This is a genomic window from Stenotrophomonas sp. CC22-02 (assembly GCF_004365115.1).
Taxonomy (GTDB): Bacteria; Pseudomonadota; Gammaproteobacteria; order Xanthomonadales; family Xanthomonadaceae; genus Stenotrophomonas; species Stenotrophomonas forensis.
In genome coordinates this window covers 393476-419220 of the sequence record NZ_SOCO01000001.1, presented here as the reverse complement: position 1 = coordinate 419220, position 25745 = coordinate 393476, and the positions used below count along the sequence as shown (strand labels likewise).

Here is a 25745-nt window from a genome sequence, read left to right as displayed (position 1 = left end):
CCCACCGGGGCTTGAGGGCGTGCCGACCAGGGTCGGCACCCGCAGGCGTTATTTCTTTTTCTTCTTGTCCTTGGGCTGATCCTTGCTGGCCACCACCACCGGCTTGGCGGCGGCGTCCTGGCCATTGCCCTTGGCAACACGGATGCCGTTGGCCTTCATCCAAGCATCGAACTCGTCGGCGGTCATCTTCCTGTCGCCGTCGCTCATCAGGAAGCGGTAGCTGCCGCGGCCATCCAGCTCCGGGGTCTTCACTTCCACCACCGGGGTCTCGGCCGGCGTTTCCGCCTTGGCCACCTTCTTGTGGCCGCCACAGGCGGTCAGCAGCACCATCGGCAGCAGCAGGCCTGCACAGCGCAGGGTTTGGTTGAGGGTCAGGTGGTACATGGGCAGGCTCCGTTCGGGAAATTCAACAACCAGGCGCCCCCTACGCCTGGAACGGTGGCCGGCAACCGCCGGCCGCGGGCGATGGTCAGCCCGGCGCAGCGGCCCCCAGCCGCTGCTGGTCGCTGACCTCCAGAAGCCGCCATTGGCCCTTGCCGAGATCGCCGAGCACCAGCCCACCGATCGCGACCCGGACCAGGCGCAGCACCTGCAGGTCGAAGGCCGCCAACAGGCGGCGGATATGGCGGTTGCGGCCCTCGTCGAGGACCACCTCCAGCCATGCGGTCTTGTCGCCACTGCGCAGCACACGCACGGCCTGGGCGGCGAGGAACTCGCCTTCGTCCTCCACGCCTGCCTGCAGTGCCGCCAGGGTGGCGTGATCGGGCATGCCATCCACCTGCACGTGGTAGGTCTTGTCCGGCCCGCTCTGCGGGTCGGTCAGGCGCGCAGCCCACTGCGGATCATTGCTGAACAGCAGCAGCCCTTCGCTGGCCTTGTCCAACCGCCCGACCGGTGCGATCCATGGCAGGCCGGCACCATCAAAGCAGCGATACACGGTGTCGCGGCCGCGCTCATCCTGCACGGTGGTCACCACCCCGCGCGGCTTGTTGAGCATCAGGTACAGGCGTTGCGGCGCTGCCAGCGGCTGGCCGTCGACCTCGATCGGTGGCGCCGGCTGGCCAATCGGAAATTCCGGATCGCGGACGATGCGGCCGGACACCCGAACGCGGCCTTCGGCGATCCAGCGCGCGGCCTCGCTGCGCGAGCACACGCCGGCCTTGGACAGCACGCGCGCCAGGCCATGGCGCACGCCACTGGAGACATTCGGAACCGCACGCCCACGCGGTGCGTGGGAGCGGGCGGCGGGGGCGGCAGGTGGGCGGCGCGTGCGCAAGCCTCTGCTCCCCGCGGCGCTTACTTCTTGTCGACCGGCTTGGTCTCAGCCGGTGCTTCGGCCGCAGCCGGGGTGGCGGCCGGAGCCGGACGCGCCTTGACCACGCGAACACCACGCGCCTTCATCCAGGCGTCGAATTCTTCGGCGGTCATGCGCTTGCCGTTCTGGCTCATGTCGAAGCGCCACGGCGTGTTGTCGAACTCGGTCTGCGGCTTGTAGGCCGCCGGATCGTTCGGCTTCACCGCCGGCGCGCTCGGAATGGCCTTGGCGATGTTCTGGCAGCCATCGATGCGCAGACGCTGCAGCACCTGGTCCAGCGACTGCGACGGGTCGTAATTGCCGCTGAGCACGCCAGCCGGCATGCCCAGCTGGTTGCCACGGATGTACAGCTCGTCGGCCACCGGTGCGATGGTCGTGGCCGGCAGCGGCAGCGGCGAGGCGCTGGTGTTGACCGAGCAATCGACCGCAGCGTGGGCGGCGGGAACCAGGGCCAGTGCCAGGACGGCGGCCGATGCAGAGCGCAGCATGAGGGACATCCACGGAAGGAAGTGACGCGGCGAGTTTAGCAATGCCGCGTCATCTTTCAAGCGCCACTTTCAATGAATACGGCAACTCATTGGTTTTACGAACAAAATACCGACGAACGGTCGTCATCGCGGAGGAAAAGCCGGATTCCGGGCCGCAGAAACAACAAGACCCGGCCGAAGCCGGGTCCTGCTGTGTCCTACTTGCAGAGCGTCAGAACTTAGTTCTGGACGTTCAGCTCGGTACGACGGTTCTTGGCGCGACCTTCCGGGTTGTCCGAACCATCCGGGTTGGTGTTCGGAGCAATCGGACGGCTCTCGCCGTAGCCGATCGGGCCGACCAGGCGACCGGCGTCAACGCCGTTCTTGGTCAGGTAGTTGTACACGGCGGTGGCGCGACGCTCCGACAGCTTCTGGTTGTAGGCGTCGGTACCCTTCGAGTCGGTGTGACCGGCAACTTCAACGCGCAGATCCGGGTAACGCTTCAGGATCTCGGTGGCTTCGCTCAGGATCGCCACGGCGTCCGGACGCAGGTTCGACTTGTCGAAGTCGAAGTTGACGCCCTTCAGGTCGATGGAGACCGGCACCGGGCAACCGTCCGGACCGATGGTCTGACCCGGCTGCGAGTTCGGGCACTTGTCGTCGCAGTTGTTGACGCCGTCACCGTCGTCATCCAGGTCGGCGCAGCTCGGGGCAACCGGAGCCGGAGCCGGAGCAGCCGCGACCGGAGCCGGGCCCAGCGGGATCACGACGCCGACCGAAGCCAGCACGTCGCCGAACCAGCTTTCGTCGCGTGCGGCGATGCTCTGGTCGTCGAAGTCAGCGCGGTAGGCAACTTCGGCGCGGACAGCAACGCGCTTCTCGAAGGTGGTCTGCAGACCAACGCCGACCTTGGCGGCGAAGTTGCCGTCCTTACGCTTGCGCGGGCCGTTGTTGTCCAGGGCCGGGTACTGCTCTTCCGACTTCTGGTAGCCCAGGCCACCCAGGATGTACGGGTTCCAGCCGCGGCCTTCCTTGATGAAGTGGCGACGCAGGTCCAGCGAGGCGCCGTACTGCGACCAGTTCAGGTCCTTGTTCGAATCGAAGTTCGGGTTCTGATAGTTCAGCTCACCGTCCAGCGACCAGTTCGGGCTGATGAACTTACCCAGGCCCAGGGTCACGAACGGAGCGTCATTGGTCAGACGGTCGTTGTCCTGGAAGTTGAAGCCGGCCGAACCGGTCAGGTACCAGCGGTCATCGAACTCCTGCGCCGATGCAGCCTGGGCGAAAGCCAGACCACCCAGCAGCGCGGCAGTAAGGATCTTCTTGTTCATTGAGTACAGCTCCTATTTCGGGGGTATGAAACCGGTAGAGGCATGGGCCAGCACTAGTGCGTCGATGTACGACAGCCGATTCAGCACGCCACCGCCGCGAACATTATGCTCAGGCGGGTGAAGGTCATGTTAACAGTCCCGTAACATGTGAAGTATCGCGCCCGACCCTCCACCGGTCCGACGTTGAAACCCTATACAGGATGATGAAAATCCGCAAGACCCGCACGCTGCAAGGGTTTGACGGGGTTTAAGTGGCAAAAACGACATACTGTGCAAGCGGACGCGCCGCGTGGTTCAGCGCACTTGCTGAAAGGTGAGGAACCTTATGATGGGACCACGAACCCAGCCGGAGCCGAGATGAAAGCCGTCGCCCTGAGTCGTGAATCCGCCCCTTCGCTGTGCGATGTCCGCCTGCCACCACCGCTGCCTCCGCGTGGCCGCGATCTGCTGGTCCGGGTCGAAGCGGTCTCGGTCAACCCTGTCGACGGCAAGCAGCGTGCCGCCACCGATCCGGCCACGCTCGCAACGCCCCGCGTACTGGGCTGGGATGCCGCCGGCGTGGTCGAGGCGATCGGTGACGAGGCCAGCCTGTTCGCCTCCGGTGACGAGGTCTACTACGCCGGTGATGTCACTCGCCCGGGCTGCAACGCCCAGTACCAGTGGGTGGATGAACGCCTGGTCGCACGCAAACCGACCACGCTGGATTTCGCCGAAGCCGCGGCCCTGCCACTGACCACGCTCACCGCCTGGGAGTTGCTGTTCCAGCGCATGCCATTGCAGTTGGATGACCGCCGTCATGCCGGCCAGCACCTGCTGGTGATCGGCGGCGCAGGCGGCGTCGGCTCGATGGCGATCCAGCTGGCCCGCCACGCAGGCTTCGAGGTGATCGCCACAGCGTCCCGCGAAAGCTCGGTTGACTGGTGCCGGCAGATGGGCGCCCGGCATGTGATCGACCACCGGCAGGCGCTGCTCCCGCAGCTGCAGGCCTTGGGCATCGATGCGGTACAGGTCGCGCTCAACCTGGCCGACACCGACCACTACTGGGATGAGCTGGGCCAGCTGCTGGCACCGCAGGGCCACGTCGGCCTGATCGTCGAACCGCGCGGCGCGCTGCGCATCGGCGATCCCTACAAGGCCAAGTGCATCGGCATCCACTGGGAGTTCATGTTCGCGCGCGCGCGCTTCGCCACCTCCGACCGCATCGAACAGCATCGGATACTCAGCCGTGCGGCCAGCATGATCGACGCCGGTCAGCTGCGCGGCACCCTCAGCGAAACGCTGGGCAGGATAAATGCAGCCAACCTGGACAGCGCGCATCAACGCCTGGCCAGCGGGCGCACGGTGGGCAAGCTGGCGCTGGCAGGCTGGGACGACTGACGCAGGCGCGACGCATCCACCTGTGCGGTCGGATTGGCCGCCATCTGTATCTATGGAAGCGACTGAATCGAGCTTACGGTGGAGACAGATCCTCCTCCCCGAGCCCCGTCATGCCCTCCGCCCTGCCCCTGCGCCTGCTGCAACTGATCGTCGGCCTGTTCCTGTACGGCTTTGGCGCCTCGTTGATGATCCGTGCCGCGATCGGAGTCGCCCCCTGGGATGTGTTGTCACAGGGCATCGCCGCACAGACTCCGCTTTCGTTCGGCCTCGCCACCAACGTGATCGGTGCTCTGGTGCTGCTGCTGTGGTGGCCGCTGCGGCAGAAGCCGGGCGTCGGCACGGTGCTCAATGTGCTGCTGATCGGCCCGTCCGCGCAGTTCGGGCTGTGGCTGCTGCCGCCGGCCGTCGGCCTTGGCTGGCAGCTGGCGATGTTCTGCGCCGGCATGCTGCTGGTCGCGCTGGCCACCGGCCTGTACATCGGCGCCAAGCTGGGCCCGGGCCCACGCGATGGCCTGATGACCGGCCTGCATGCCCGCACCGGCTGGCCGATCTGGAAGGTGCGCAGCCTGATCGAGGGCAGCGTGTTGTTGCTGGGCTGGTGGCTGGGCGGCAACGTCGGCCTCGGCACCCTGGCCTTCGCGCTGCTGATCGGCCCGCTGTGCGGAGTGACGCTGGGCTGGTTCGGCATTGGCCGGCCGTCGCCGGTCGTGCCGGCCGCTGGCCGGCAACCGCAATCGCCCTGAGCCGATCGGGATGCCGGCCAGCGGCCTGCACTACCGCCCCCGGAGTTCGGGGGCAGCGCCGCAGGCGCGGGGGCGTGGAGGCCGGTAAGTGGGGCCCGCGGTTCGCGCAGCGAATTGCGGGAGCGACAGCACGCATGTGCCGAGCGTACCCGGCCAGCGGCCGGCACTACCGCCCCCGGAGTTCGGGGGCAGCGCCGCAGGCGCGGCGGCGTGGAGGCCGGTAAGTGGGGCCCGCGGTTCGCGCAGCGAATTGCGGGAGCGACAGCACGCATGTGCCGAGCGTACCCGGCCAGCGGCCGGCACTACCGCCCCCGGAGTTCGGGGGCAGCGCCGCAGGCGCGGGGGCGTGGAGGCCCGTAAGTGGGGCCCGCGGTTCGCGCAGCGAATTGCGGGAGCGACAGCACGCATGTGCCGAGCGTACCCGGCCAGCGGCCGGCACTACCAGACCGTCAGACAGCGGCCGGCACTATCCAGCGAAGCAACCCTTGCCCCAGCCGCCGTTTCACGGCACGCTGCGCGCTTCCGTACGCAAGCGTATCGACCATGTCGCCAGCCAACGAAAGCGCCTATCCCCACCTGTTCGCCCCGCTGGACCTGGGCTTTACCCAGCTGCGCAACCGCGTACTGATGGGTTCGATGCACACCGGCCTGGAGGATCGCGCGCGCGACTTCCCGCGGCTGGCGGCCTACTTCGCCGAACGCGCCGAAGGCGGGGTCGGCCTGATCGTCACCGGTGGCTTCGCACCAAACGTGGTCGGCTGGCTGAAACCGTTCGGCGGCAAGCTGTCCTGGCCCTGGGAGGTGCGCCCGCACCGGCAGCTCACCGCCGCGGCGCACCAGCACGGCGCGAAGATCTGCCTGCAGCTGCTGCATGCCGGCCGTTACGCCTACCACCCGTTGTCGGTGGCACCGTCGAAGCTGAAGGCACCGATCAACCCGTTCACGCCGCGCGCGCTGTCGGCCAACGGCGTCGAACGGCATATCGCCGACTACGCGCGCAGCGCGAAGCTGGCCCGCGAGGCCGGCTACGACGGCGTGGAAGTGATGGGCTCGGAGGGCTACCTCATCAACGAGTTCATCGCGCCGCGCACCAACACGCGCAGCGACCACTGGGGCGGCGACGCCAGCCAGCGCATGCGCTTCGCGGTGGAGATCGTGCGCCGCATCCGTGAAGCCTGCGGTCCGGACTTCATCATCATCTACCGCCTGTCGCTGGTGGACCTGGTCGAGGACGGCAGCAACTGGCAGGAGATCGTGCAGCAGGCACAGGCCATCGAGGCCGCAGGCGCGACGATCATCAATTCCGGCATCGGCTGGCATGAAGCGCGCATTCCAACCATTGCCACTTCCGTGCCGCGTGCGGCCTTTGCCGGCGTCACCGCCAAGCTCAAGCCGCACGTGACGCTGCCGCTGGTAGCCACCAACCGCATCAACATGCCCGACGTTGCCGAACGCATCCTGGCCGATGGCGGCGCCGACATGGTGTCGCTGGCGCGCCCGCTGCTGGCCGACCCGCAATGGGCCAACAAGGCCCGCGCCGGCCGTGCCGAGGCGATCAACACCTGCATCGCCTGCAACCAGGCCTGCCTGGACCACGTGTTCGAGAACAAGCTGGCCAGCTGCCTGGTCAACCCGCGTGCGGCCCACGAGACCGAGCTGGTCTACCGCCCGACCACCACGCCGAAGAAGGTGGCCGTGGTCGGTGCTGGCCCGGCCGGGCTGGCCTGTGCCACCGTCGCCGCCGAGCGCGGCCATCAGGTCACCCTGTTCGATGCCAATGAGGAGATCGGCGGCCAGTTCAACGTGGCCAAGCGTATTCCGGGCAAGGAAGAGTTCTACGAGACCCTGCGCTACTTCCGGCACAAACTGGCCGAAACCGGCGTGCAGCTGCGCCTGGGCACCCGTGCCGACGCCGCGCAGCTGGCCGGCTTCGACGAGGTGGTGCTGGCCACCGGCATCACCCCACGCAAGGTCGATTTCCCCGGTGCCGACCACGCCAAGGTGGTCAGCTACCTGGACGTGCTGCTGGGCCGGGTCGAGGTCGGCGCCAATGCGGCCATCATCGGTGCCGGTGGCATTGGCTTCGATGTCGGCGAGTTCCTCAGCCATGCCGGTGAATCGCCGTCGCTGGACCCGCAGCGCTGGATGGCCGAGTGGGGCGTGGATGCCACCTTCGAGGCCCGCGGCGCGTTGGCCACGCCACAGGTGGAAGCGTCGCCACGTCGCCTCTGGCTGCTGCAGCGGAGCGCCGGCAAACCGGGGGCGAGGCTGGGCAAGACCACCGGCTGGATCCACCGCGCCACGTTGAAGGCCAAGGGCGTACGCATGCTGGGGGGAGTCGAGTACCTCGGCGTGGACGACGAGGGCCTGCACATCCGCGTCGAAGGCAGCGAGCAGCTGCTGCCAGTCGATCATGTCGTGATCTGCGCCGGGCAGGAACCGAACCGCGCACTGCAGGCCGAACTGCAGGCCGCCGGCATCAGCGCACAGCTGATTGGCGGCGCCGACGTGGCCGCCGAACTGGACGCGAAGCGGGCCATCGACCAGGGCAGCCGGGTCGCCGCCGCGCTTTGATGCGCGCCTGAATGGGGGGCGGAATGTGATTTCTGTCACCCCGGCCGAACCTGAATGTCAAGCCGGGCGATTCATGATGCGTTCGGCTATGCCCCCCTACCTTGCGCCATCTTTCCGCTCACCAGCCAGTTTCCGGTGAGCCGGCGCGGCCCCCTCGATCGGTATTGATCGTTTCTTTTGGGGCCGCCCACGGGGCGGCCCCGATGGCCGCCTCCCCATGACGCCAAGTCGTACCCCGGCCCGCAGCCCCCGCTGCGGGAACCGGGAGGTGCGGCCCATACGGAGCAAGGAGTTATATGAAACTGGCCTGGATTCTCTGGCTGTCGCAGTTGTTGCCGCAGCCGGCCGCTGATTCATTGTGTTTGAGCACCACCGTGTACCTGGAAGCCCGCGACCAGACCCTGCGCGGCCAGCAGGCCGTCGCCGAGGTTGCCCTGCGCCGCCTCGACAGTGGCCTGTGGGGTGACTCGATGTGCCAGGTGGTCACCGCACGCAAGCAGTTCGCACCGACCATCGTTTCCCCCGGCACCCAGCTGGGCAATGACGCCGCATGGAGCGAGGCGATGAACGTCGCCTTCGACGCCGAGCGCAACTGGGCGCTGCCGGCCGGCGAGCGCCGCGAGATCGTGCCGGGTGCCAGCCACTTCGCCGCGCTGTCGATCGCCAGCCCGAACTGGCGCAATGCCTACCAGGTGGCCACGATCGGCGATCACACCTTCTATAAGGTGCAGAACCTCAAGCCACGGCAGTCGTAACGATCCGTGCTGGCGGCAGCGTTGCCGCCCGCCGGCAGGCTCTGGGATAGTGGGCGCTTCCCGCCCGCATCACCTGGAGTTCCCATGAAGCTGTACAGCAAGCCCGGTGCCTGTTCCACCGCCGACCACATCGCCCTGCAGTGGACCGGCCAGCCGTTCGAGGTTGAACTGCTGAACAAGGACACCCTCAAGGGTCCGGAATTCCTCAAGATCAATCCGGCCGGTGCGGTACCCGCGCTGGTCGACGGCGACTTCGTGCTGCTGCAGAACGCCGCCATCATGGGCTATATCGCCGACAGCTACCCGCAGGCCGGCCTTGGCGGTGACGGCAGCCCGCGCCAGCGCGCCGAAGCCACCCGCTGGCTGGCCTTCGTCAATTCGGACGTGCATCCGGCCTTCTCGCCGCTGTTCGCACCGGGCAAGTTCATCGCCGACGAAAGCCAGTTCGACGCCATCCGCGCCGCTGCGCACAAGCGCCTGCGTGGCCTGTTCGAGACCGCTGACAAGCAGCTGGCCGACAAGCCGTGGCTGGCCGGTTTCCGCAGTTACGCCGATCCGTACTTCTACATCACCCTGCGCTGGGCCGCTGGCACCAAGGTCGATCTGTCCGGCCTGGACAACCTGGCCGCCTACAAGGCGCGCATGGACGCCGACGCCGGCGTGCAGGCCGCACTGAAGGCCGAGGGCCTGGCCTGACCCTGCATGAGGGGGGAGCCGCTCGCGATGCGAGCGGCTCCGAACTGACTCGGGGGGGGAACGGGATCTCAGCCGATCTGGCGGATCACCTCACCCTTGGCGTCGCGCAGATAGGTCGGCACGACTTCAATGCGCAGCACGCCTGTCAGCGGATAGATCCCGCGTTCGGCACGCACGCTCGCCAACGCCTGCAATCCGGTCGCATCCAGCGCCCAGCGCGCGCTGTCGGCAGACACCTCGCCGGCTTCACCGCCCCCGGCCGCAATGAACTCCCACTGCCGTTCGCGGCTGACCAGTTCCAGCGATTTGCCATGGCGCAGGCGCAGCGGCAGCAGTTCGCACACGCTGGCGACCTGGCCGGCGCCCAGCACCAGGGTGGTGATGCCAGCCTCCTGCCGCCAATCAAGGGTTTCGATGAACAGCATGCCGGTGCTGGAGCCCTCGCGCTCGCTGCCGGCCTGCACCTGCGCGGCCAGCGCCGGATCGTCCAGCAGATTGCCGCGCTGCAGGTCACTGATCCACAGCGGCATCGCCGGCTGCAGCGCCTGCAGCACGCCACGCGTGGACCAGCGCTTGACGGCCTCCATCTCTTCATCGGTCAACCCGACCAGCTGCAGGAACTGCAGGTTCCCGTTGGCAGTCGCGCGCGCCGGCAACTGTGGATCGGCAATGAAGGCCAGGTGACACAGCCGGGTGCCGGTCTCCAGCGCGATCGGACCGTTGGCGTTGAGGTGGTGACCATCCTCGAATACGTTGCCGCTACCGAACACATAGCGCGCCAGGTTCTGCAGCAGGTTCATCGGCCACGCCGGCGGCGTGCTGCCTGCGCTCTCACCGTCTACGGCCGCCAGGCGGAAGGTGAGCTCGAAACCGTAGCCACTGGCGTCGGCATCGCTGCTCTCCTTGGCGTACAACTCGGAAAAGCCATAGGTGATGTAGTGCCAGTGCGGCACCGGCGCATCCGCCCAGTACACACTGATGCCATCCAGCGGATCCTGCCCACCCAGCGTGTACGGCAGCGCAGTGCCGTAATGACGCGGTTCCTGGCCTGCATACAACGGCGCCAGCGCGGCGTTGATCGCGTCCCAGCCAGGGGTGTCGGTGTCATCGTGGTCGTCCTGCACGCGGGACTCCTTGTGGGGTAAGTGAACCGATCACTTTACGCGGTGGCTCAGGCCTGCACGACCTCATTGCCACCATTCATCAACGCCGCCTGGGTTTCCTGCCACCAGCGCTGTGCCAGCGCCGGGCTGCGCGCCTTGCCCACCGCAGCCAGCAGTTCCGGGCACAGGCGTTCCAGCGCCAGCGCATCGGTGCAGCGTTCGATCTTCAACTGGATGAAGTAACCCTTCAGGCCCAGATGCCGACGCACTGCTTCGCTCATCGCGTCGTACAGCTGCTGGTACAACGCCGGGTCCTGCTCGCGGCCGCTGCTGATGCCGCGCGTCGGTGTTGCCTCGGCACTGCCACCGATGGCTTCGATCAGGCCCTGCGCGACCAGCTGTTCCAGTGCATCCGGTGGTGCGCGCAGGCCTTCGAACAAGCCACGCAGTTCGCTGTCATCGCGATGGCCATCGACCATCAACAGGATCGAACGCAGTGCCGCCGGCAGGCGCCGGCCGCGGTCTTCGATTTCCTGACGGCCAGCGGCCGTCTTGGCGTGCAGCAATGCCATGCATCCCCCCAATCCTCGATGCGCAATGCCAGCGCGCCCGTGCCGGGCACGCCCCCTGGTTGCCACCGTCGAAGCCTGCGCAGCTTCCCCGAAGCGCAGGCTCTGTTGCAGACCGATGACACAGCGAGCTTAGCGCAAGTCCTGGCAGGCTTGGGTAGTGCCGGCCGCTGGCCGGCAACCTCGAGGCAGATGGCGCTGCCGGCCAGCGGCCGGCACTACCCGGTCAGCGTCCCAGCGCCCGGCGGATCTCCTCCAGCGCACCGGGGTCGTCCAGCGTCGACAGGTCACCCGGGTCGCGCTGCTCGGCCAGCGCCTGCAACGAGCGCCGCAGCAGCTTGCCGGAGCGGGTCTTGGGCAATGCGTTGACCACGTGCACGTGCGCCGGGCGCGCCACCGCACCCAGTGATGTGGTCACCGTCGCCATCATCTCGGCCACCACCGGCGCCGGATCCTCGCCATCGAGCCCCTGCTTGAGGGTGACGAACACCAGCGGCACCTGCCCCTTCAGTTCATCCTTGACCCCGATCACGGCCGCCTCGGCCACCCGCGGATGACTGGAGATGGCCTCCTCGATCTCGCGCGTGCCCAAGCGATGCCCGGCCACGTTGATCACATCGTCGGTGCGCCCGAGGATGAAGGTGTAACCATCGTCATCACGGATCGCCCAGTCCAGCGAGCTGTACAGCAGCTCCCTGAAGTGGCTGAAGTAGCTCTGCAGGAAACGACCGTCGTCGTTCCACACCGTGCTCATGCAGCCTGGCGGCAATGGCGGGGTCATCACCAGTACGCCTTTCTGCCCCGGCGCCACTTCCTCGCCGGTGTTCTCGTCGATCACCTTCATGCGGTAGCCGAGATTGGGGAAGCCCGGCGAGCCGAAGCGCACCGGTTTCATCTCCAGCCCCGGCAGCAGGGTCAGCGCCGGCCAACCGGTTTCGGTCTGCCAGTAGTTATCGATGATCGGCTTGCCCAGCGCTTCGCTGATCCAGTGCGCAGTCGGCTCGTCCAGCGGCTCACCGGCCAGGAACAGGTACTTCAGTGCGCGCAGATCGTGGCGATGGATGAAGTCTGCATTGTGCTTCTTCAGCACGCGGATGGCGGTGGGCGAGGAGAACATCGTGCGCACGTTGTACTGCTCGCACAGCGCCCACCAGATGCCCGGGTCCGGGTTGGTCGGCAATCCTTCGTACAACAGCGAGGTGCAGCCGCCGATCAGCGGGCCGTACACGTTGTAGGAATGGCCGACCGCCCAACCGACATCGGAGGTGGAAAACATCACCTGGCCCGGCTTGCAGTCGAACACGGTCTCCATCGACTGTGCCATCGCCACCGCGTAACCACCCACGTCGCGCTGCACGCCTTTCGGCTTGCCGGTGGTGCCGGAGGTGTACAGCAGATAGCTCGGCTCGCTCGCCTCCAGCCACTGCACCGGCACGTCAACCTCGCCGATCTGCGCGCGTAGGGTGGCGTATTCCACATCGCGGCCCGGTACCCGCGGTTCGGCGGCATCCAGCCCGCGCGACACGATCAGCACATGCGGTGGCGGTGCACTGGCCTCGGCGCAGGCCGCATCGACCATCGCCTTGTACGGAATCAGCTTGCCGCCGCGCATGCCGGCATCGGCGGCAATCAGCAGTTTCGGTTTCGCATCGTCGATGCGCAGCGCCAGGTTGTGCGCTGCAAAGCCGCCGAACACCACCGAGTGCACCGCACCGATGCGCGCGCAGGCCAGCATCGCGAACACGGCTTCGGCCATGTTCGGCATGTAGATCACCACGCGGTCACCATGACCGACGCCGAGGTGCCTGAGCACGGCAGCGAAGTCATTTACCTCGCGATACAGCTGGCGATAGGTGATCTCGCGGGTGCTGTTGGTTTCGGTGGAAATGGCCACCAGTGCGAGCTGGTCGGCGCGCTCGGCCAGGTGCCGATCAACGGCGTTGTAGCAGAGATTGGTTTCGCCGCCGACGAACCAGCGCCGGAACGGCGGGTTGCTGTAATCGAGCACCTGCTGCGGCGGTTTGTGCCAATGGATGCGTTTGGCTTCTTCGCCCCAGAAGGCCTCCGGCTCGTCGATCGAGCGACGGTAGGTTTCCTCGTAGTTCATGACGCAGCCCTCCCAGACAAAGTCATGGGTTCGAGGATAGTCCGGCGCTGCCGCGCGGGCCGCCCTACCTTGGTAGGGGGTGGGGTTTTGTCCTGCAGGGCTTGCAGCCCTGCACCCGCAGAATCAACGTCAACGTCAACGTCAAAAGCCGGGCTACTGGGGGATGGCGGAGTGGGTCCGGTTGCGGGAGACGCCGTAAACCCGTCCTTGGGGGCTTGGCCGCGGCATCCATGCCGCGGACACTCCCGCAACCGGACCCACCCCGCCTTCGACAGTTTCCTGCGATCTGTCGGAACGGCAAACTGCTCTGGTGGGTGTCGACCTTGGTCGACACAGTAGATCCACGCCATGCGTGGATGAATCATTCGATATCTGACAGATGTGTCGACCAAGGTCGACACCTACCAACAGCCGCGCGGAACAACGGCCACCGCTACCAACAGCCGAGTGAACCTGTCAAAGGTGGGGCGGTGTCGGAGTGCGGGGTGTCAGCCGCATGGATGCGGCTGCCAAGCCTACACGGACGTACTTGCGGCGTCCCCGTACTCCGACACCGTCCCGCCAACCCACGGATAGCCCGCTTTTGACGTTGACGTTGATTCTGCAGGTGCAGGGCTGCAAGCCCTGCCGCCCCACTTAGAACGGAGTCGCGGACTCGAACGCGAGCGCCTCGCCTGTCACCGGATGGATCAACCGCAGGCTGCACGCATGCAGATGCACCCGCTGCGCCGGCGCGGCGTCATACAGCACGTCACCGACGATGGGATGGCCAAGACTGGCCATGTGCAACCGCAACTGATGGCTGCGACCGGTGATCGGCTCCAACACCACGCGCGTGCGCTGCGCTTCAACATCACGCGTCATTACGCGCCAGCGCGTCAGCGCCGGCTTGCCGCGTTCGTGATCGACCATCTGCTTCGGCCGGTTCGGCCAGTCCACGATCAACGGCAGGTCCACTTCGCCGGCCTCGCCTTCGAGCAGCCCCTGGACCACCGCTTCATACCGCTTGCCGATCTGGCGCTGCTCGAACTGCCTCGACAACACCGCCTGCATGTCCTTGCCGCGCGCATGCAGCAGCAGGCCGGAGGTCACCTGGTCCAGCCGATGCACGGTCAGCGCATCCGGGTACAGCGCCTGCAGCCGCGCGACCACGCAGTCCTGGTTCTCGGCGCTGCGGCCGGGCACGGACAGCAGGCCGGCCGGCTTCTCGGCCACCAGCAGCGCGTCATCGATGTAGTGCAGGTGGATCATGGGGTTCCGTATCCGTCCAAACAAAAACGGGGAAGCCGAAGCTTCCCCGTCTTCTGCGTACCGACCGGAGCCGGTACCGCCTGCATCAGCCCAGCAGGTGGGCGACGCCGGCGCGCTCTTCTTCCAGCTCGGCCAGGGTCTTGTCGATGTACTTCTGGCTGAAGTCGTCGATCGGCAGATCCTTCACCAGGGTGTACTTGCCGTTCTCGGTGGTCACCGCGAAGCCGAAGATCACGCCTTCCGGAATGCCATAGGAACCGTCGGACGGCACGCCCATGGTGACCCACTTGCCGTTGCTGCCCAGCACCCAGTCACGCACGTGGTCGATGGCAGCGTTGGCGGCCGAAGCAGCCGAGGACGAGCCGCGGGCTTCGATGATCGCCGCGCCGCGCTTGCCGACGGTCGGGATGAAGGTGTTGGCGTTCCACTCCTGGTCGTTGATCGCATCGGCGATCGACGCACCATCGGCGGTGGCGAAGCGGTAGTCCGGGTACATGGTCGGGCTGTGGTTGCCCCACACGACCAGCTTCTCCATGCCACCGACCGGCTTGCCGAGCTTGGTCGACAGCTGGCTCAGCGCGCGGTTGTGGTCCAGGCGCAGCATGGCGGTGAAGTTCTCCGGCTTCAGGTCCGGGGCCGACTTCATGGCGATGTAGGCATTGGTGTTGGCCGGGTTGCCGACCACCAGCACCTTCACGTCACGGCTGGCCACCTTGTTCAGCGCCGCGCCCTGGGCGGTGAAGATCTTGGCGTTTTCCAGCAGCAGGTCCTTGCGCTCCATGCCCGGGCCGCGCGGACGCGCGCCGACCAGCAGGGCGATGTCGGCGTCCTTGAACGCGACTTCGGCGTCGTCGGTGCCGACCATGCCGGCCAGCAGCGGGAACGCGCAGTCTTCCAGTTCCATCATCACGCCCTTCAGGGCGGCCTGGGCCTTGTCGACCGGCAGTTCCAGCAGCTGCAGGATGACCGGCTGGTCCTTGCCCAGCATCTCGCCGGAGGCGATGCGGAACAGCAGGGCATAACCGATCTGGCCGGCGGCGCCGGTCACGGCAACACGAACGGGTGCTTTCATGGGGGTTTCCTCTTGCTTGCAAGCGTTTGATGGGACGCCGCGGGCGTGGCCACGCAGGCCTGGCGGGCGGCGGGGAACAGGGAAACGGCCACCCGAGGGTGGCCGTTTCGAAGGGGGATCAGGCGGCGAAGTGCTTGTTCCACTCCGCGACGCGCTCGGCCTGGGCGGCCAGCACGGCGTCGACGTCGCCTTCCAGGGTGATCGAATGGATCACGTCGCCCTGCTTGACCGAATCGACGATGGCCTGGCCTTCCAGGACCTTGCCGAACACGGTGTGGCGGCCGTCCAGCCAATCGGTCTTGATGTGGGTGATGAAGAACTGGCTGCCGTTGGTATTCGGGCCGGCGTTGGCCATCGACAGCGAGCCGACCTCGTGCTTCACGCCGTTCTTCTCGTCTTCGAACTTGTAGCCCGGGCCACCGGTGCCACGCCCCTGCGGGCAGCCGCCCTGGATCATGAAGTCGGCGATCACGCGGTGGAAGATCAGGCCGTCATAGAAACCGTGCTTGACCAGGTTCACGAAGTTGGCGACGGTCAGCGGCGCCTTGTCGGCGAACAGCTCGACCTTGATCGGGCCCTGGGTGGTGTCGAAAGTGGCGATGAGGGACATGAAGATCCTTGATGCAGAGGGGAACGCGTCTAGCCACCTAGTTTACACCTGCCTCGTGGCGGCGGCGGCTTCGACCATCGGCGGAGAGCCCCGCTTCAGCCGCCGGATGGGCAGCCCAGCCACCGGCGCCAGGCAGCCTCGTCCCGGCGGCCGGGACCCAGCTGAATGGGCCCCATGACGGGCGTGAAATCCACCTTTTCGCGAATCGTCAAGTTCGACGTATAATGTTGGACTTCTTTTTCCAAATCCGGCGCCGACTGGCCCCCTTTCGTATGTCCATCGAAAATCTTCGCAACATCGCCATCGTCGCCCACGTCGACCATGGCAAGACCACCCTGGTCGACCAGCTGCTGAAGCAGTCCGGCACCCTGTCCGAGCGCACCGTCCTCGCCGAGCGCGTGATGGACAGCAACGACCAGGAAAAGGAACGCGGCATCACCATCCTGGCCAAGAACACCGCCATCACCTGGGAAGACAAGAAGACCGGCATCAAGAACCGGATCAACATCGTCGACACCCCCGGCCACGCCGACTTCGGTGGTGAGGTCGAGCGCGTGCTGTCGATGGTCGACACCGTGCTGATCCTGGTCGACGCGATGGACGGCCCGATGCCGCAGACCCGCTTCGTGACCCAGAAGGCCTTCGCGATGGGCTTCAAGCCGATCGTCGTGGTCAACAAGGTCGACCGCCCGGGCTCGCGTCCGGAGTGGGTGATCGACCAGGTCTTCGACCTGTTCGACAAGCTCGGCGCCACCAATGAGCAGCTGGACTTCCCGATCGTCTACGCCTCTGCCCTGAACGGCTATGCCGGCCTGGAAGACACCGTGCGCGACGGCGACATGACCCCGCTGTACGAAGCCATCATGCAGCACGCGCCGAAGCCGGAAGTCGATCCGGAAGGCGCCTTCCAGATGCGCATCAGCCAGCTGGACTACAACAACTTCGTGGGCGTGATCGGCATCGGCCGCATCCAGCGCGGCACCCTGAAGAAGAACATGCAGGTCGCGGTGATCGACCGCGAAGGCAAGAAGCGCAACGGCAAGGTCGCGCAGGTGCTGGGCTTCCTGGGCCTGGAGCGCATCGAGCAGGACACCGCCGAAGCCGGTGACATCGTCGCCATCTCCGGTATTCCGGAACTGACCATCTCCGACACCCTGTGCCATCCGGACACCCCGGAAGCGCTGCCGGCACTGACCGTCGACGAGCCGACCATCTCGATGACCTTCCAGGTCAACAACTCGCCGTTCGCCGGCAACAAGGACCTGTCCGGTGGCAAGTTCCTGACCAGCCGCCAGATCAAGGACCGCCTGGACCGTGAAAAGGTCCACAACGTGGCCCTGAAGGTCGAACAGCTGGAAGATGCCGACAAGTTCCTGGTCTCCGGCCGTGGCGAACTGCACCTGTCGGTGCTGATCGAGAACATGCGTCGCGAAGGCTACGAGCTGGCCGTGTCGCGCCCGGAAGTGATCATCAAGGAAATCGACGGCCAGATGATGGAGCCGATCGAGCAGCTGGTGGTGGACATCGAAGAAATCCACCAGGGCGGCGTGATGGAAAAGCTGGGCACCCGCAAGGGCCAGCTGAAGAACATGGAGCCGGACGGCAAGGGCCGCGTGCGCCTGGAATACTCGATCCCGGCCCGTGGCCTGATCGGTTTCCAGAACGAGTTCAAGACCCTCACCCAGGGTTCGGGCCTGCTGTTCCACGTGTTCGACCATTACGGTCCGAAGGAACAGGGCGCGATTGCCAAGCGCATCAACGGCGTGATGATCGCCAATGCGCCGGGCACCACGCCGGCCTACTCGCTGGGCCCGCTGCAGGAACGCGGCAAGCTGTTCGCTGCTGAAGGCGACAACGTGTATGAAGGTCAGCTGGTCGGCATCCACTCCAAGGACAACGACCTGACCGTCAACGCGATCAAGACCAAGCCGCTGACCAACATGCGCGCTTCGGGCAAGGACGATGCGATCCAGCTGACCCCGGCGATCAAGTACTCGCTGGAGCAGGCCCTGGACTTCATCGAGGACGACGAGCTGGTCGAGATCACCCCGAAGGAGATCCGTCTGCGCAAGAAGTTCCTGACCGAAAGCGACCGCAAGAAGGCTTCGCGCGGCGGCTGAGCCAGCACCCCGTGAACCAGAGCGGCTACAACCCGGATCCACACCGGCATCCGGGCCTCCACGTCATCGCCCTGCTCGAAGCGAGCAAGGCGATGCTGGCGCTGTTGGCCGCCACCGGGCTGGAAGTGCTCGGACCGCAGCCGCTGCGGCACGGCATCATGGTCCTGATCCGGCGTTTCAGCCTGGATCCGGACCATGGCACCCTGCCCTCGCTGCTGCACATGATCAGCCCCGACGCGGTGCACCTGGCCGCGGCGGGGATGATCGGCTACGGCCTGCTGCACCTGGTCGAAGCCTGGGGACTGTGGCGGGCCAAGGCCTGGGCCTCCTGGCTGGGCTGCCTGACCGCCTCCCTGTACCTGCCCTTCGACATCTTCGCGATCATCCGGCACCCGGGCTGGCCGTCGTGGACGATCCTGGCGATCAACCTGATCGTGGTCTACGTCCTCGCCCGCGACCTGCGCAAGCGCCATCGCTGAGCAGCGGCTACACTGGGGATTGGAGCCGACCAAGCCGCCCCATGCGCCCGTCCTTGCCGCCTCTGCTGACCTGCCTGCTTGCCGCGCTGCCTGCGCTGCTTTCGGCTGGCTGCAGCCCGGCCACGTCCAGCGCGCATGCGGCCGAACCTGCGAGCCGCAACGTGCCGTTCCCGTACGCCGAAACCGATGTCGCCGATCTGCAGGCGCGGATGACCGCCGGTGAGCTGGACAGCACCACCCTGACCCAGGCCTACCTGCAGCGCATTGCGGCCCTGGATCGCACCGGGCCGCGCCTGCGCGCGGTGATCGAGCTCAACCCGGATGCACTGAAGGAAGCCGCAGCGCGCGACCGCGAGCGCCGCGAGGGCCGCCTGCGCGGGCCCCTGCATGGCATTCCGCTGCTGCTGAAGGACAACATCAACGCCGCGCCGATGGCCACCAGTGCCGGCTCGCTGGCCCTGCAGGGCTTCCGCCCGGACGACGCCTACCTGGTGCGCCGGCTGCGCGACGCCGGCGCGGTGGTGCTGGGCAAGACCAACCTCAGCGAATGGGCCAACTTCCGTGGCAACGACTCGATCTCGGGCTGGAGCGCGCGCGGTGGCCAGACCCGCAATCCCTATCGGCTCAGCCACTCGCCCTGCGGCTCCAGCAGCGGCAGTGCGGTGGCCGTGGCCGCCAACCTGGCCAGCGTGGCCATCGGCACCGAGACCGACGGCAGCATCGTCTGCCCGGCGGCGATCAACGGTGTGGTCGGCCTGAAGCCGACGGTTGGACTGGTCAGCCGCGATGGCATCATCCCGATCTCGTTCAGCCAGGACACCGCCGGGCCGATGGCACGCAGTGTCGCCGATGCGGCGGCCGTGCTGACCGCGATCGCCGGCCGCGACGACGCCGACCCGGCCACTGCGACCATGCCCGGCCGCGCGGTCTATGACTACACCGCGCGGCTGGACCCGCAGGGCCTGCGCGGCAAGCGCATCGGCCTGCTGCAGACGCCCCTGCTGAAATACCGCGGCATGCCGCCGCTGATCGACCAGGCAGCGACCGAGCTGCGTCGCGCCGGTGCCGTTGTGGTGCCGGTGGAGCTGCCCAACCAGGGCGCCTGGGCCGAGGCCGAACGCCTCGTGCTGCTGTACGAATTCAAGGCAGGGCTGGAGCGCTACTTCAGCACCCACCGCGCGCCGCTGCGCAGCCTTGCCGAACTGATCGCCTTCAACCAGGCGCATGCCAGTCAGGAACTGGGCCTGTTCGGCCAGGAGCTGCTGGTGGAAGCCGACGCTACCGCCGGGCTGGCCGACCCGGCCTATATCCGTGCACGCAGCGATGCGCGCCGGCTGGCCGGCCCGGAGGGCATCGATGCCGCCCTCGCCGCCCAGCAACTCGATGCCCTGGTAGCACCGACCACCGGCGTGGCCTGGCCGATCCGCAGTGAGGGGGACGACTTCCCCGGCGAGAGCTACAGTGCTGCGGCCGTAGCCGGCTATCCCAGCCTCAGCGTACCGATGGGACAGATCGACGGCCTGCCGGTCGGCCTGCTGTTCATGGGCACCGCCTGGAGCGAGCCCAAGCTGATCGAGATGGCCTACGCCTACGAACAGCGCACCCGCGCGCGGCGGCCACCACACTTCGATACCGACGCGCTGATCGACGCCGGCGAGCCGTGATCCGGTCGTGCCGGCCGCTGGCCGGCAATCCATCATCCCGCAGATGCCGGCCGGCGGCCGGCACTACCGGTCCTCGGATTCCATCGGCACGATCGCCGCCTCGCCATCTTCCGCACCCGGCGAACGCACATCCGCAGTGCGCGTACGCGGTGCTCGTGGCATGTCCAACTCATCATCGTGCTGTACACGTGCGCGCACCTGCGGCAACGACTGCGGGTGTTCGCGCGCGAGGAAATCGAGCATGCGTTCGCGCACCAGGCAGCGCAGGTCGAAGGCATCGCCGGAGCTGCGCGCGCTGACCAGCAGCCGCACCTGGATCGCACGCTCGCTGGTCTCGGTCACCTGGGTCACGCAGACACGGCCATCCCACAGTGCTTCACCGCGGCAGATGCGCTCCAGCTCGGCGCGGATCGCAGCGATCGGCGCCCGGTAGTCCAGCCACAGGAAGGCCGTGCCAAGCAGGTCGGCGCTGCGCCGTGTCCAGTTCTGGAACGGGTTCTCGATGAACCAGGTCAGCGGCACCACCATCCGTCGCTCATCCCAGATGCGCACCACCACATAGCTGCTGCCGATCTCCTCGATGCGGCCCCATTCGCCTTCAACGATCACCACGTCGTCCAGCCGGATCGGCTGCGTCACCGCGATCTGCAGGCCGGCAATCAGGTTGCCGAACACCGGCTTGGCGGCGATACCCGCAACCAGGCCGATCAGGCCGGCCGAGGCCAGCAAAGCAGTGCCGATCTTCTGCACCATCGGGAACGTGAGCAGCACCAGCGATGCCCCCAGCACGATGATGCCGCCCATCAGCACGCGGCTGAGCACCCGCGTCTGGGTCTGGATGCGGCGCGCCTCGAGGTTGTCGGAAACATCGATGGGGTGACTGCGCAGGATCGCGCGCTCGCCCGCGGCCACCGCCCGCACCAGCAACCAGATGAAGCACGCGGTCAGCGCGATATGCAGCACATGCTGCAGGTTGCCCAGCAGCGGGTCCTGCAGCGGCGTGGCCTGCAGCGCGGGAATCAACAGCAGCAGCGGCCAGGCGGTGGCCATCGGCAGCCCGAGCACGCGACCGATGCGTGCACGCCGCCGATCGCGCCCTTTCAGCCGGTGATGGATCCACAGGATCAACCACGCGCCAATGCCACCCACCAGCACCGCCGCCCCCAACGGCCATGCATAGGCCTGTGCGCTTTCCCAGTGCACGGTTGCCACCTCCACTCGAACAGCAAGCGGACAGCCTCGCGCATGGCGCATGAGCGTCACGTCAGTCGTTCGTAAGGAGGGTGTTGATCGGCAGGGCTTGCAGCCCTGCACCTGCTACAAGCCGAAGCAACAGCAACAGCCGAAGCAGAAGCGGGTTTCCTGTGGGATGGCGGGATGGATCCGGTTGCGGGGGGCGCCGTAAATCCGTCCATGGAGGCTCGGTCGCCGCATCCATGCGGCTCACGCCCCCGCAACCGGCCCCACCCCGCCTTCGACAGATTTCCGCGATCTGCTGGAACAGATCTGACCGCATTTGTGTGTATCGATATCTGACAGATGTGCCGACCAACGGTCGGCACCCACCGACAGATCGCAGCAATCTGTCAGAGGTGGGGCGGTGTCGGAGTGCGGGGTGTCAGCCGCATGGATGCGGCTGCCAAGCCCCCAGGGATGGGTTCACGGCGTCCCCGCACTCCGACACCGCCCCACCAAACCACGGAATGCCCGCTTTTGACGTTGACGTTGATTGCAGCAGGTGCAGGGCTGCAAGCCCTGCCGCAACCCCCTTACCGCACCTGCTCCTGCTTGCGCACGATCGCCATCGCGATCTCCAGCGACTGCTCGTAGTTCAACCGCGGGTCCACCGTCGAACGATACGCACGCTCCAGATCGCGCTCGGTCAACTCGCGCGCGCCACCGGTGCACTCGGTTACATCCTCGCCGGTCAGCTCCAGATGCACGCCGCCCAGGCGCGTGCCTGCAGCCGCATGCAGGTCGAACGACATCTCCACTTCGCCGCGCACGTTGTCGAAGCGACGCGTCTTGAAACCATTGGCCGTGCTCTCGGTATTGCCATGCATCGCATCGCATACCCACAGCACACGGCGACCGTCACGCTTGACCGCGTCCAGCAGCGGCGGCAGCTTCTCGGCAATCTGCGCCGCACCCATCCGATGGATGAAGCTCAGGCGGCCGGGTTCATCATGCGGGTTCAGCACATCGATCAGGCGCAGCAGCTGGTCCGGCGTCACCGACGGGCCCACCTTGATCGCGATCGGGTTGCGCACGCCGCGCAGGTACTCCACGTGCGCGCCATCGAGCGCAGCGGTGCGCATGCCGATCCACGGGTAATGCGTGCTCAGGTTCAACCAGCCCTGCTGGCGCGGCACCTGGCGCGTCAGCGCCTGTTCGTAGGGCAGCAGCAGCGCTTCGTGCGAGGTGTAGAAATCGATGCGATTGAGGTTGTGCACGCGGGCCCCGGCCAGGGTCTCCATGAAGTGCACCGCATCGCCAATCGAGGCCACCATTTTCTGGTACTCGGCGGCCAGCGGCGAGTGGCTTACCCACTCCAGGTTCCAGTACTCGGGGTGATGCAGGTCGGCGAAACCACCGTCAATCAGCGCCCGCACGAAGTTCATCGTCATCGCCGAATGCGCGTGGGCCTGCAGCATCCGCTTCGGGTCCGGCAGGCGCGCCGCTTCGGTGAACGCCGGCGCATTGATCACGTCGCCACGGTAGCTGGGCAGCGTCACGCCATCGCGGGTTTCGGTGTCGGCCGAACGCGGCTTGGCGTACTGGCCGGCGAAGCGGCCGACGCGGATCACCGGCTGGCGCAGGCCGTGTACCAGCACCAGGCTCATCTGCAGCAGCACCTTCAACCGGTTGGAAATGGTGCCCGATTCGCAGTCGCTGAAATTCTCGGCGCAGTCGCCCCCCTGCAACAGGAAGCGCTTGCCCTCCTGCGCCTCGGCCAGCTGCTGCTTCAACGCCAGGATTTCCCACGAGGTGACCAGCGGCGGCAGTCGCTTCAGCTCATGCAGGGCCGCATCCAGCGCCACCGGGTCCGGGTAGGTCGGCATCTGCAGCGCGGTCTTGCCACGCCAGCTCTCCGGCGACCAGGCAGCGCCAGCGGCGGTCGCGGCAGGATCGGGAACGGGCGAAACGGCGGACAGGCTCATTGCAGACTTCCGGAGGTGGGGGACGTTCATGGTCGCAGAGCCGACCGCTGTCGCAAAGGGCCGGGCGCTCTCTGCACATGTCTGAACGCCGGGGAAAGGGCATCGCGATCGGCCAAATACCGCATGGCCGCGGCCACCCGGACAGGCGCATGATTCGCCACGAACTGTTACGAAATAACACTCCACAGACCCCGACCGGCCCCTTCCACAGCCCATCGCCATGAAGCCCTCCCTGCTCGCTACCGGCATCACCCTCGCCCTGGCTCTGGCCAGCCTGCCTGCCTTCGCCGCTGCTGCCGACGACACCTCCGCGTCGGTCAAGGATCTGGACGCGGTGACCGTCCACGCCCAGCTCGACCAGGCCCGCAACATGCTGTCGCCGGACATCGGCAGCAGCCAGTACCAGATCACCGCCGAGGACATCCAGAAGCAGCCGCTGGGTGCCTCCGCGCCACTCAGCCAGGTGCTGCTGCAGGCCCCGGGCGTGGTCCAGGATTCCTATGGCGGCGTGCATGTGCGCGGCGACCACGCCAACCTGCAGTACCGCATCAATGGCGTGCTGCTGCCGGAGTCGATCTCCGGCTTCGGCCAGACCCTGGATGCGCGCACCATCAAGAGCATCCGCCTGATGGACGGGGCGCTGCCGGCGCAGTTCGGCGAACGTACCGCTGCGGTGGTCGACATCACTACGCGCAATGGCGCCGAACTTGGCAATGGAGGCAGCGCGGGCCTCACTGCCGGCTCGTTTGGCAAGGTCAATCCGAATGCCTCGTGGTGGGGCAACCAGGGCCGCTGGAGCTGGTTCCTGACCGGCAACTACGACCAGAACGAGGTCGGCCTGGAGAATCCGACCCCCTCGCGCAAGCCGCTGCACGACGACACCCACCAGGGCAAGGCCTTCGCCGACCTGACCTATCTGGTCAACGACAACACCCGGCTGAGCGTGTTCGCCGGCTTCGCCAACAACCGCTTCCAGATCCCGGTCAATCCAGGCCAGACACCGCAGTTCGGCTACCTCGACACCACCACCTTCGACTCCAGCCAGCTGGATGAGACCCAGCGCGAGACCACCCGCTTCGGCATGCTGGTGCTGCAGGGCACGCTGGGTAGCACCGCCTACCAGCTCTCGGCCGGGCAGCGTTACAGCGATGTCGGATTCAACCCGGACGTGGTCGGCGACCTGGTGTTCAGCGGCGTCGCCTCGCAGGTCCAGCGCAGCAACCGCGCGAACACCCTGCAGGCCGACTTCTCCACGCCGCTCGGCAACGACCACACGCTGCGCTACGGCCTGTACGGCAACTACGAGAGCGCGCGGGCCAGCAACAACAGCTGGGTGTTCCCGGTCGACGACGCCGGCCAGCAGTCCAGCACCACGCCGCGGCTGATACCCGATCGCAGCGCCTTCCACGCCAGCACGCTGGCGTTGTACGTGCAGGACGAATGGAAGATCGGCGACGACTGGACCGTCAACTACGGCCTGCGCGGTGATCGCTACAAGGCGTTTGGGCGCACCGAGGGCCAGCTCAGCCCGCGCGTGGGCGTGGTCTGGAATGCCAGCGACAGCACCACCGTGCACGCCGGTTATTCGCGCTACTTCACCCCGCCGGCCAGCGAGCTGATCGCCAGCAGCGACATCGCCCTCTACGACGGCACCACCAACCAGCAGCCCAGTGGCGGCAACACCATTCCGCTGGCCGAACGCAGCGACTACTACGACATCGGTGTCTCGCAGCAGCTGGGTGAACACCTCACGCTGGGCCTGGATGCGTACGACCGACGCGTCGCACGCCTGCAGGACGAAGGCCAGTTCGGCGCCGCCTACATCTATTCCACGTTCAACTATCGTCGCGGCCACATCCGCGGCCTGGAGTTCAGTGCCGATTACAGCAACGGGCCGTTCAGCGCCTACTTCAATGCTGCCCTGAACAAGGCCATCGGTACCGACGTCATCACCGGGCAGTACAACCTGGATCCGGAGGCCCTGGCTTACGTGGCCGACCACTGGATCCACCTCGATCACGACCAGAAGCTGACCTCGTCGGGCGGCTTCAGTTACGCCTTCGCGGGCCACAACCGGATCGGTGCCAACTACGTGTTCGGCAGCGGCCTGCGTTCGGATACCGAAGGCGTGCCCAACGGTGGTGAGCTGCCGTCGTACCTGCAGGTCAATCTCAGCGCAGGCCACGACTTCAACGCCGACAGCGGCCATCCGCTGCATGTGCAGCTGGCGCTGATCAACGCACTGGATCGCAGCTACCAGCTGCGCGATGGTGGCGGCGTCGGCGTGTTCGCCCCGCAATGGGGCCCGCGCCGCGGCGCCTACCTGAGCCTGCAGCAGGACTTCTGAGGAC

General features: G+C 66.7%; 21 protein-coding genes. 9 read left to right on the top strand and 12 right to left on the bottom strand.

Features of this window, described 5'->3' with window-relative positions:
* Positions 1-48: 48 nt before the first annotated feature.
* The 4 genes from N440_RS01950 to N440_RS01935 all read right to left on the bottom strand — a co-directional run bounded on the left by N440_RS01950 (position 49) and on the right by N440_RS01935 (position 3113).
* Positions 49-384, bottom strand: coding sequence for a hypothetical protein (locus N440_RS01950; protein WP_049457302.1), 336 nt, complete (start codon positions 382-384; stop codon positions 49-51).
* A gap of 85 nt (positions 385-469) precedes the next feature.
* Positions 470-1276: a pseudouridine synthase gene (locus N440_RS01945; protein ID WP_243831274.1), complete on the bottom strand. Its 807-nt coding sequence runs from the start codon at positions 1274-1276 to the stop codon at positions 470-472.
* Between the two features lie 20 nt (positions 1277-1296).
* The gene (locus N440_RS01940; protein ID WP_008267393.1) at positions 1297-1803 is read right to left on the bottom strand and encodes a hypothetical protein; all 507 of its coding nucleotides are present in this window, start codon (positions 1801-1803) and stop codon (positions 1297-1299) included.
* A gap of 218 nt (positions 1804-2021) precedes the next feature.
* On the bottom strand, positions 2022-3113 hold the full coding sequence (locus N440_RS01935) for an OmpA family protein (RefSeq protein ID WP_004154519.1): 1092 nt from the start codon (positions 3111-3113) through the stop codon (positions 2022-2024).
* Positions 3114-3470: 357 nt separating this feature from the next.
* Here N440_RS01935 and N440_RS01930 point away from each other — a divergent pair, with 357 nt between their 5' ends.
* The 5 genes from N440_RS01930 to N440_RS01910 all read left to right on the top strand — a co-directional run bounded on the left by N440_RS01930 (position 3471) and on the right by N440_RS01910 (position 9258).
* The gene (locus tag N440_RS01930) at positions 3471-4490 is read left to right on the top strand and encodes a zinc-binding alcohol dehydrogenase family protein (RefSeq protein WP_133933909.1); all 1020 of its coding nucleotides are present in this window, start codon (positions 3471-3473) and stop codon (positions 4488-4490) included.
* 110 nt (positions 4491-4600) lie between these two features.
* Positions 4601-5233: a hypothetical protein gene (locus N440_RS01925; RefSeq protein ID WP_133933908.1), complete on the top strand. Its 633-nt coding sequence runs from the start codon at positions 4601-4603 to the stop codon at positions 5231-5233.
* Between the two features lie 543 nt (positions 5234-5776).
* Positions 5777-7807, top strand: coding sequence for an NADPH-dependent 2,4-dienoyl-CoA reductase (locus N440_RS01920; protein WP_133933907.1), 2031 nt, complete (start codon positions 5777-5779; stop codon positions 7805-7807).
* Between the two features lie 296 nt (positions 7808-8103).
* On the top strand, positions 8104-8562 hold the full coding sequence (locus N440_RS01915) for a cell wall hydrolase (RefSeq protein ID WP_004154513.1): 459 nt from the start codon (positions 8104-8106) through the stop codon (positions 8560-8562).
* An 84-nt stretch (positions 8563-8646) separates the two neighbouring features.
* Entirely contained in the window at positions 8647-9258 is a 612-nt protein-coding gene (locus tag N440_RS01910) for a glutathione S-transferase N-terminal domain-containing protein (RefSeq protein ID WP_004154511.1), read from the top strand.
* A gap of 68 nt (positions 9259-9326) precedes the next feature.
* On the opposite strand, the gene N440_RS01905 is transcribed toward N440_RS01910, so the two are convergent.
* The 6 genes from N440_RS01905 to N440_RS01880 all read right to left on the bottom strand — a co-directional run bounded on the left by N440_RS01905 (position 9327) and on the right by N440_RS01880 (position 15970).
* On the bottom strand, positions 9327-10382 hold the full coding sequence (locus N440_RS01905; protein ID WP_133933906.1) for a suppressor of fused domain protein: 1056 nt from the start codon (positions 10380-10382) through the stop codon (positions 9327-9329).
* 47 nt (positions 10383-10429) lie between these two features.
* Positions 10430-10933 (bottom strand): hypothetical protein, encoded by a 504-nt coding sequence (locus N440_RS01900; protein WP_133933905.1) that lies wholly within the window; start codon positions 10931-10933, stop codon positions 10430-10432.
* Between the two features lie 223 nt (positions 10934-11156).
* Positions 11157-13037: a propionate--CoA ligase gene (gene prpE, locus N440_RS01895; RefSeq protein ID WP_133933904.1), complete on the bottom strand. Its 1881-nt coding sequence runs from the start codon at positions 13035-13037 to the stop codon at positions 11157-11159.
* A gap of 636 nt (positions 13038-13673) precedes the next feature.
* Complete coding sequence (locus N440_RS01890; RefSeq protein WP_133933903.1) at positions 13674-14288, bottom strand: RluA family pseudouridine synthase; 615 nt, start codon at positions 14286-14288, stop codon at positions 13674-13676.
* 85 nt (positions 14289-14373) lie between these two features.
* On the bottom strand, positions 14374-15360 hold the full coding sequence (locus tag N440_RS01885; protein ID WP_004153634.1) for a malate dehydrogenase: 987 nt from the start codon (positions 15358-15360) through the stop codon (positions 14374-14376).
* A gap of 118 nt (positions 15361-15478) precedes the next feature.
* The gene (locus tag N440_RS01880) at positions 15479-15970 is read right to left on the bottom strand and encodes a peptidylprolyl isomerase (RefSeq protein WP_133933902.1); all 492 of its coding nucleotides are present in this window, start codon (positions 15968-15970) and stop codon (positions 15479-15481) included.
* A gap of 272 nt (positions 15971-16242) precedes the next feature.
* On the opposite strand from N440_RS01880, the gene typA reads away from it, so the two are divergent.
* Genes typA through N440_RS01865 form a run of 3 tightly spaced genes read left to right on the top strand, consistent with a single transcriptional unit; the run spans position 16243 to position 20233 of the window.
* Positions 16243-18090, top strand: a complete 1848-nt coding sequence (typA, locus tag N440_RS01875) for a translational GTPase TypA (protein ID WP_049456418.1) — start codon at positions 16243-16245, stop codon at positions 18088-18090.
* Between the two features lie 11 nt (positions 18091-18101).
* On the top strand, positions 18102-18569 hold the full coding sequence (locus N440_RS01870; RefSeq protein ID WP_005415426.1) for a DUF2127 domain-containing protein: 468 nt from the start codon (positions 18102-18104) through the stop codon (positions 18567-18569).
* A 41-nt stretch (positions 18570-18610) separates the two neighbouring features.
* Positions 18611-20233: an amidase gene (locus N440_RS01865; RefSeq protein ID WP_133933901.1), complete on the top strand. Its 1623-nt coding sequence runs from the start codon at positions 18611-18613 to the stop codon at positions 20231-20233.
* 63 nt (positions 20234-20296) lie between these two features.
* Here N440_RS01865 and N440_RS01860 read toward each other — a convergent pair whose 3' ends face one another.
* Both N440_RS01860 and N440_RS01850 read right to left on the bottom strand, forming a co-directional pair.
* Positions 20297-21436: a mechanosensitive ion channel family protein gene (locus tag N440_RS01860; protein WP_133935956.1), complete on the bottom strand. Its 1140-nt coding sequence runs from the start codon at positions 21434-21436 to the stop codon at positions 20297-20299.
* Between the two features lie 566 nt (positions 21437-22002).
* On the bottom strand, positions 22003-23394 hold the full coding sequence (locus N440_RS01850) for a 3-deoxy-7-phosphoheptulonate synthase class II (protein WP_008265113.1): 1392 nt from the start codon (positions 23392-23394) through the stop codon (positions 22003-22005).
* Positions 23395-23614: 220 nt separating this feature from the next.
* On the opposite strand from N440_RS01850, the gene N440_RS01845 reads away from it, so the two are divergent.
* Positions 23615-25741, top strand: coding sequence for a TonB-dependent receptor (locus tag N440_RS01845; RefSeq protein ID WP_133933900.1), 2127 nt, complete (start codon positions 23615-23617; stop codon positions 25739-25741).
* Positions 25742-25745: the final 4 nt, after the last annotated feature.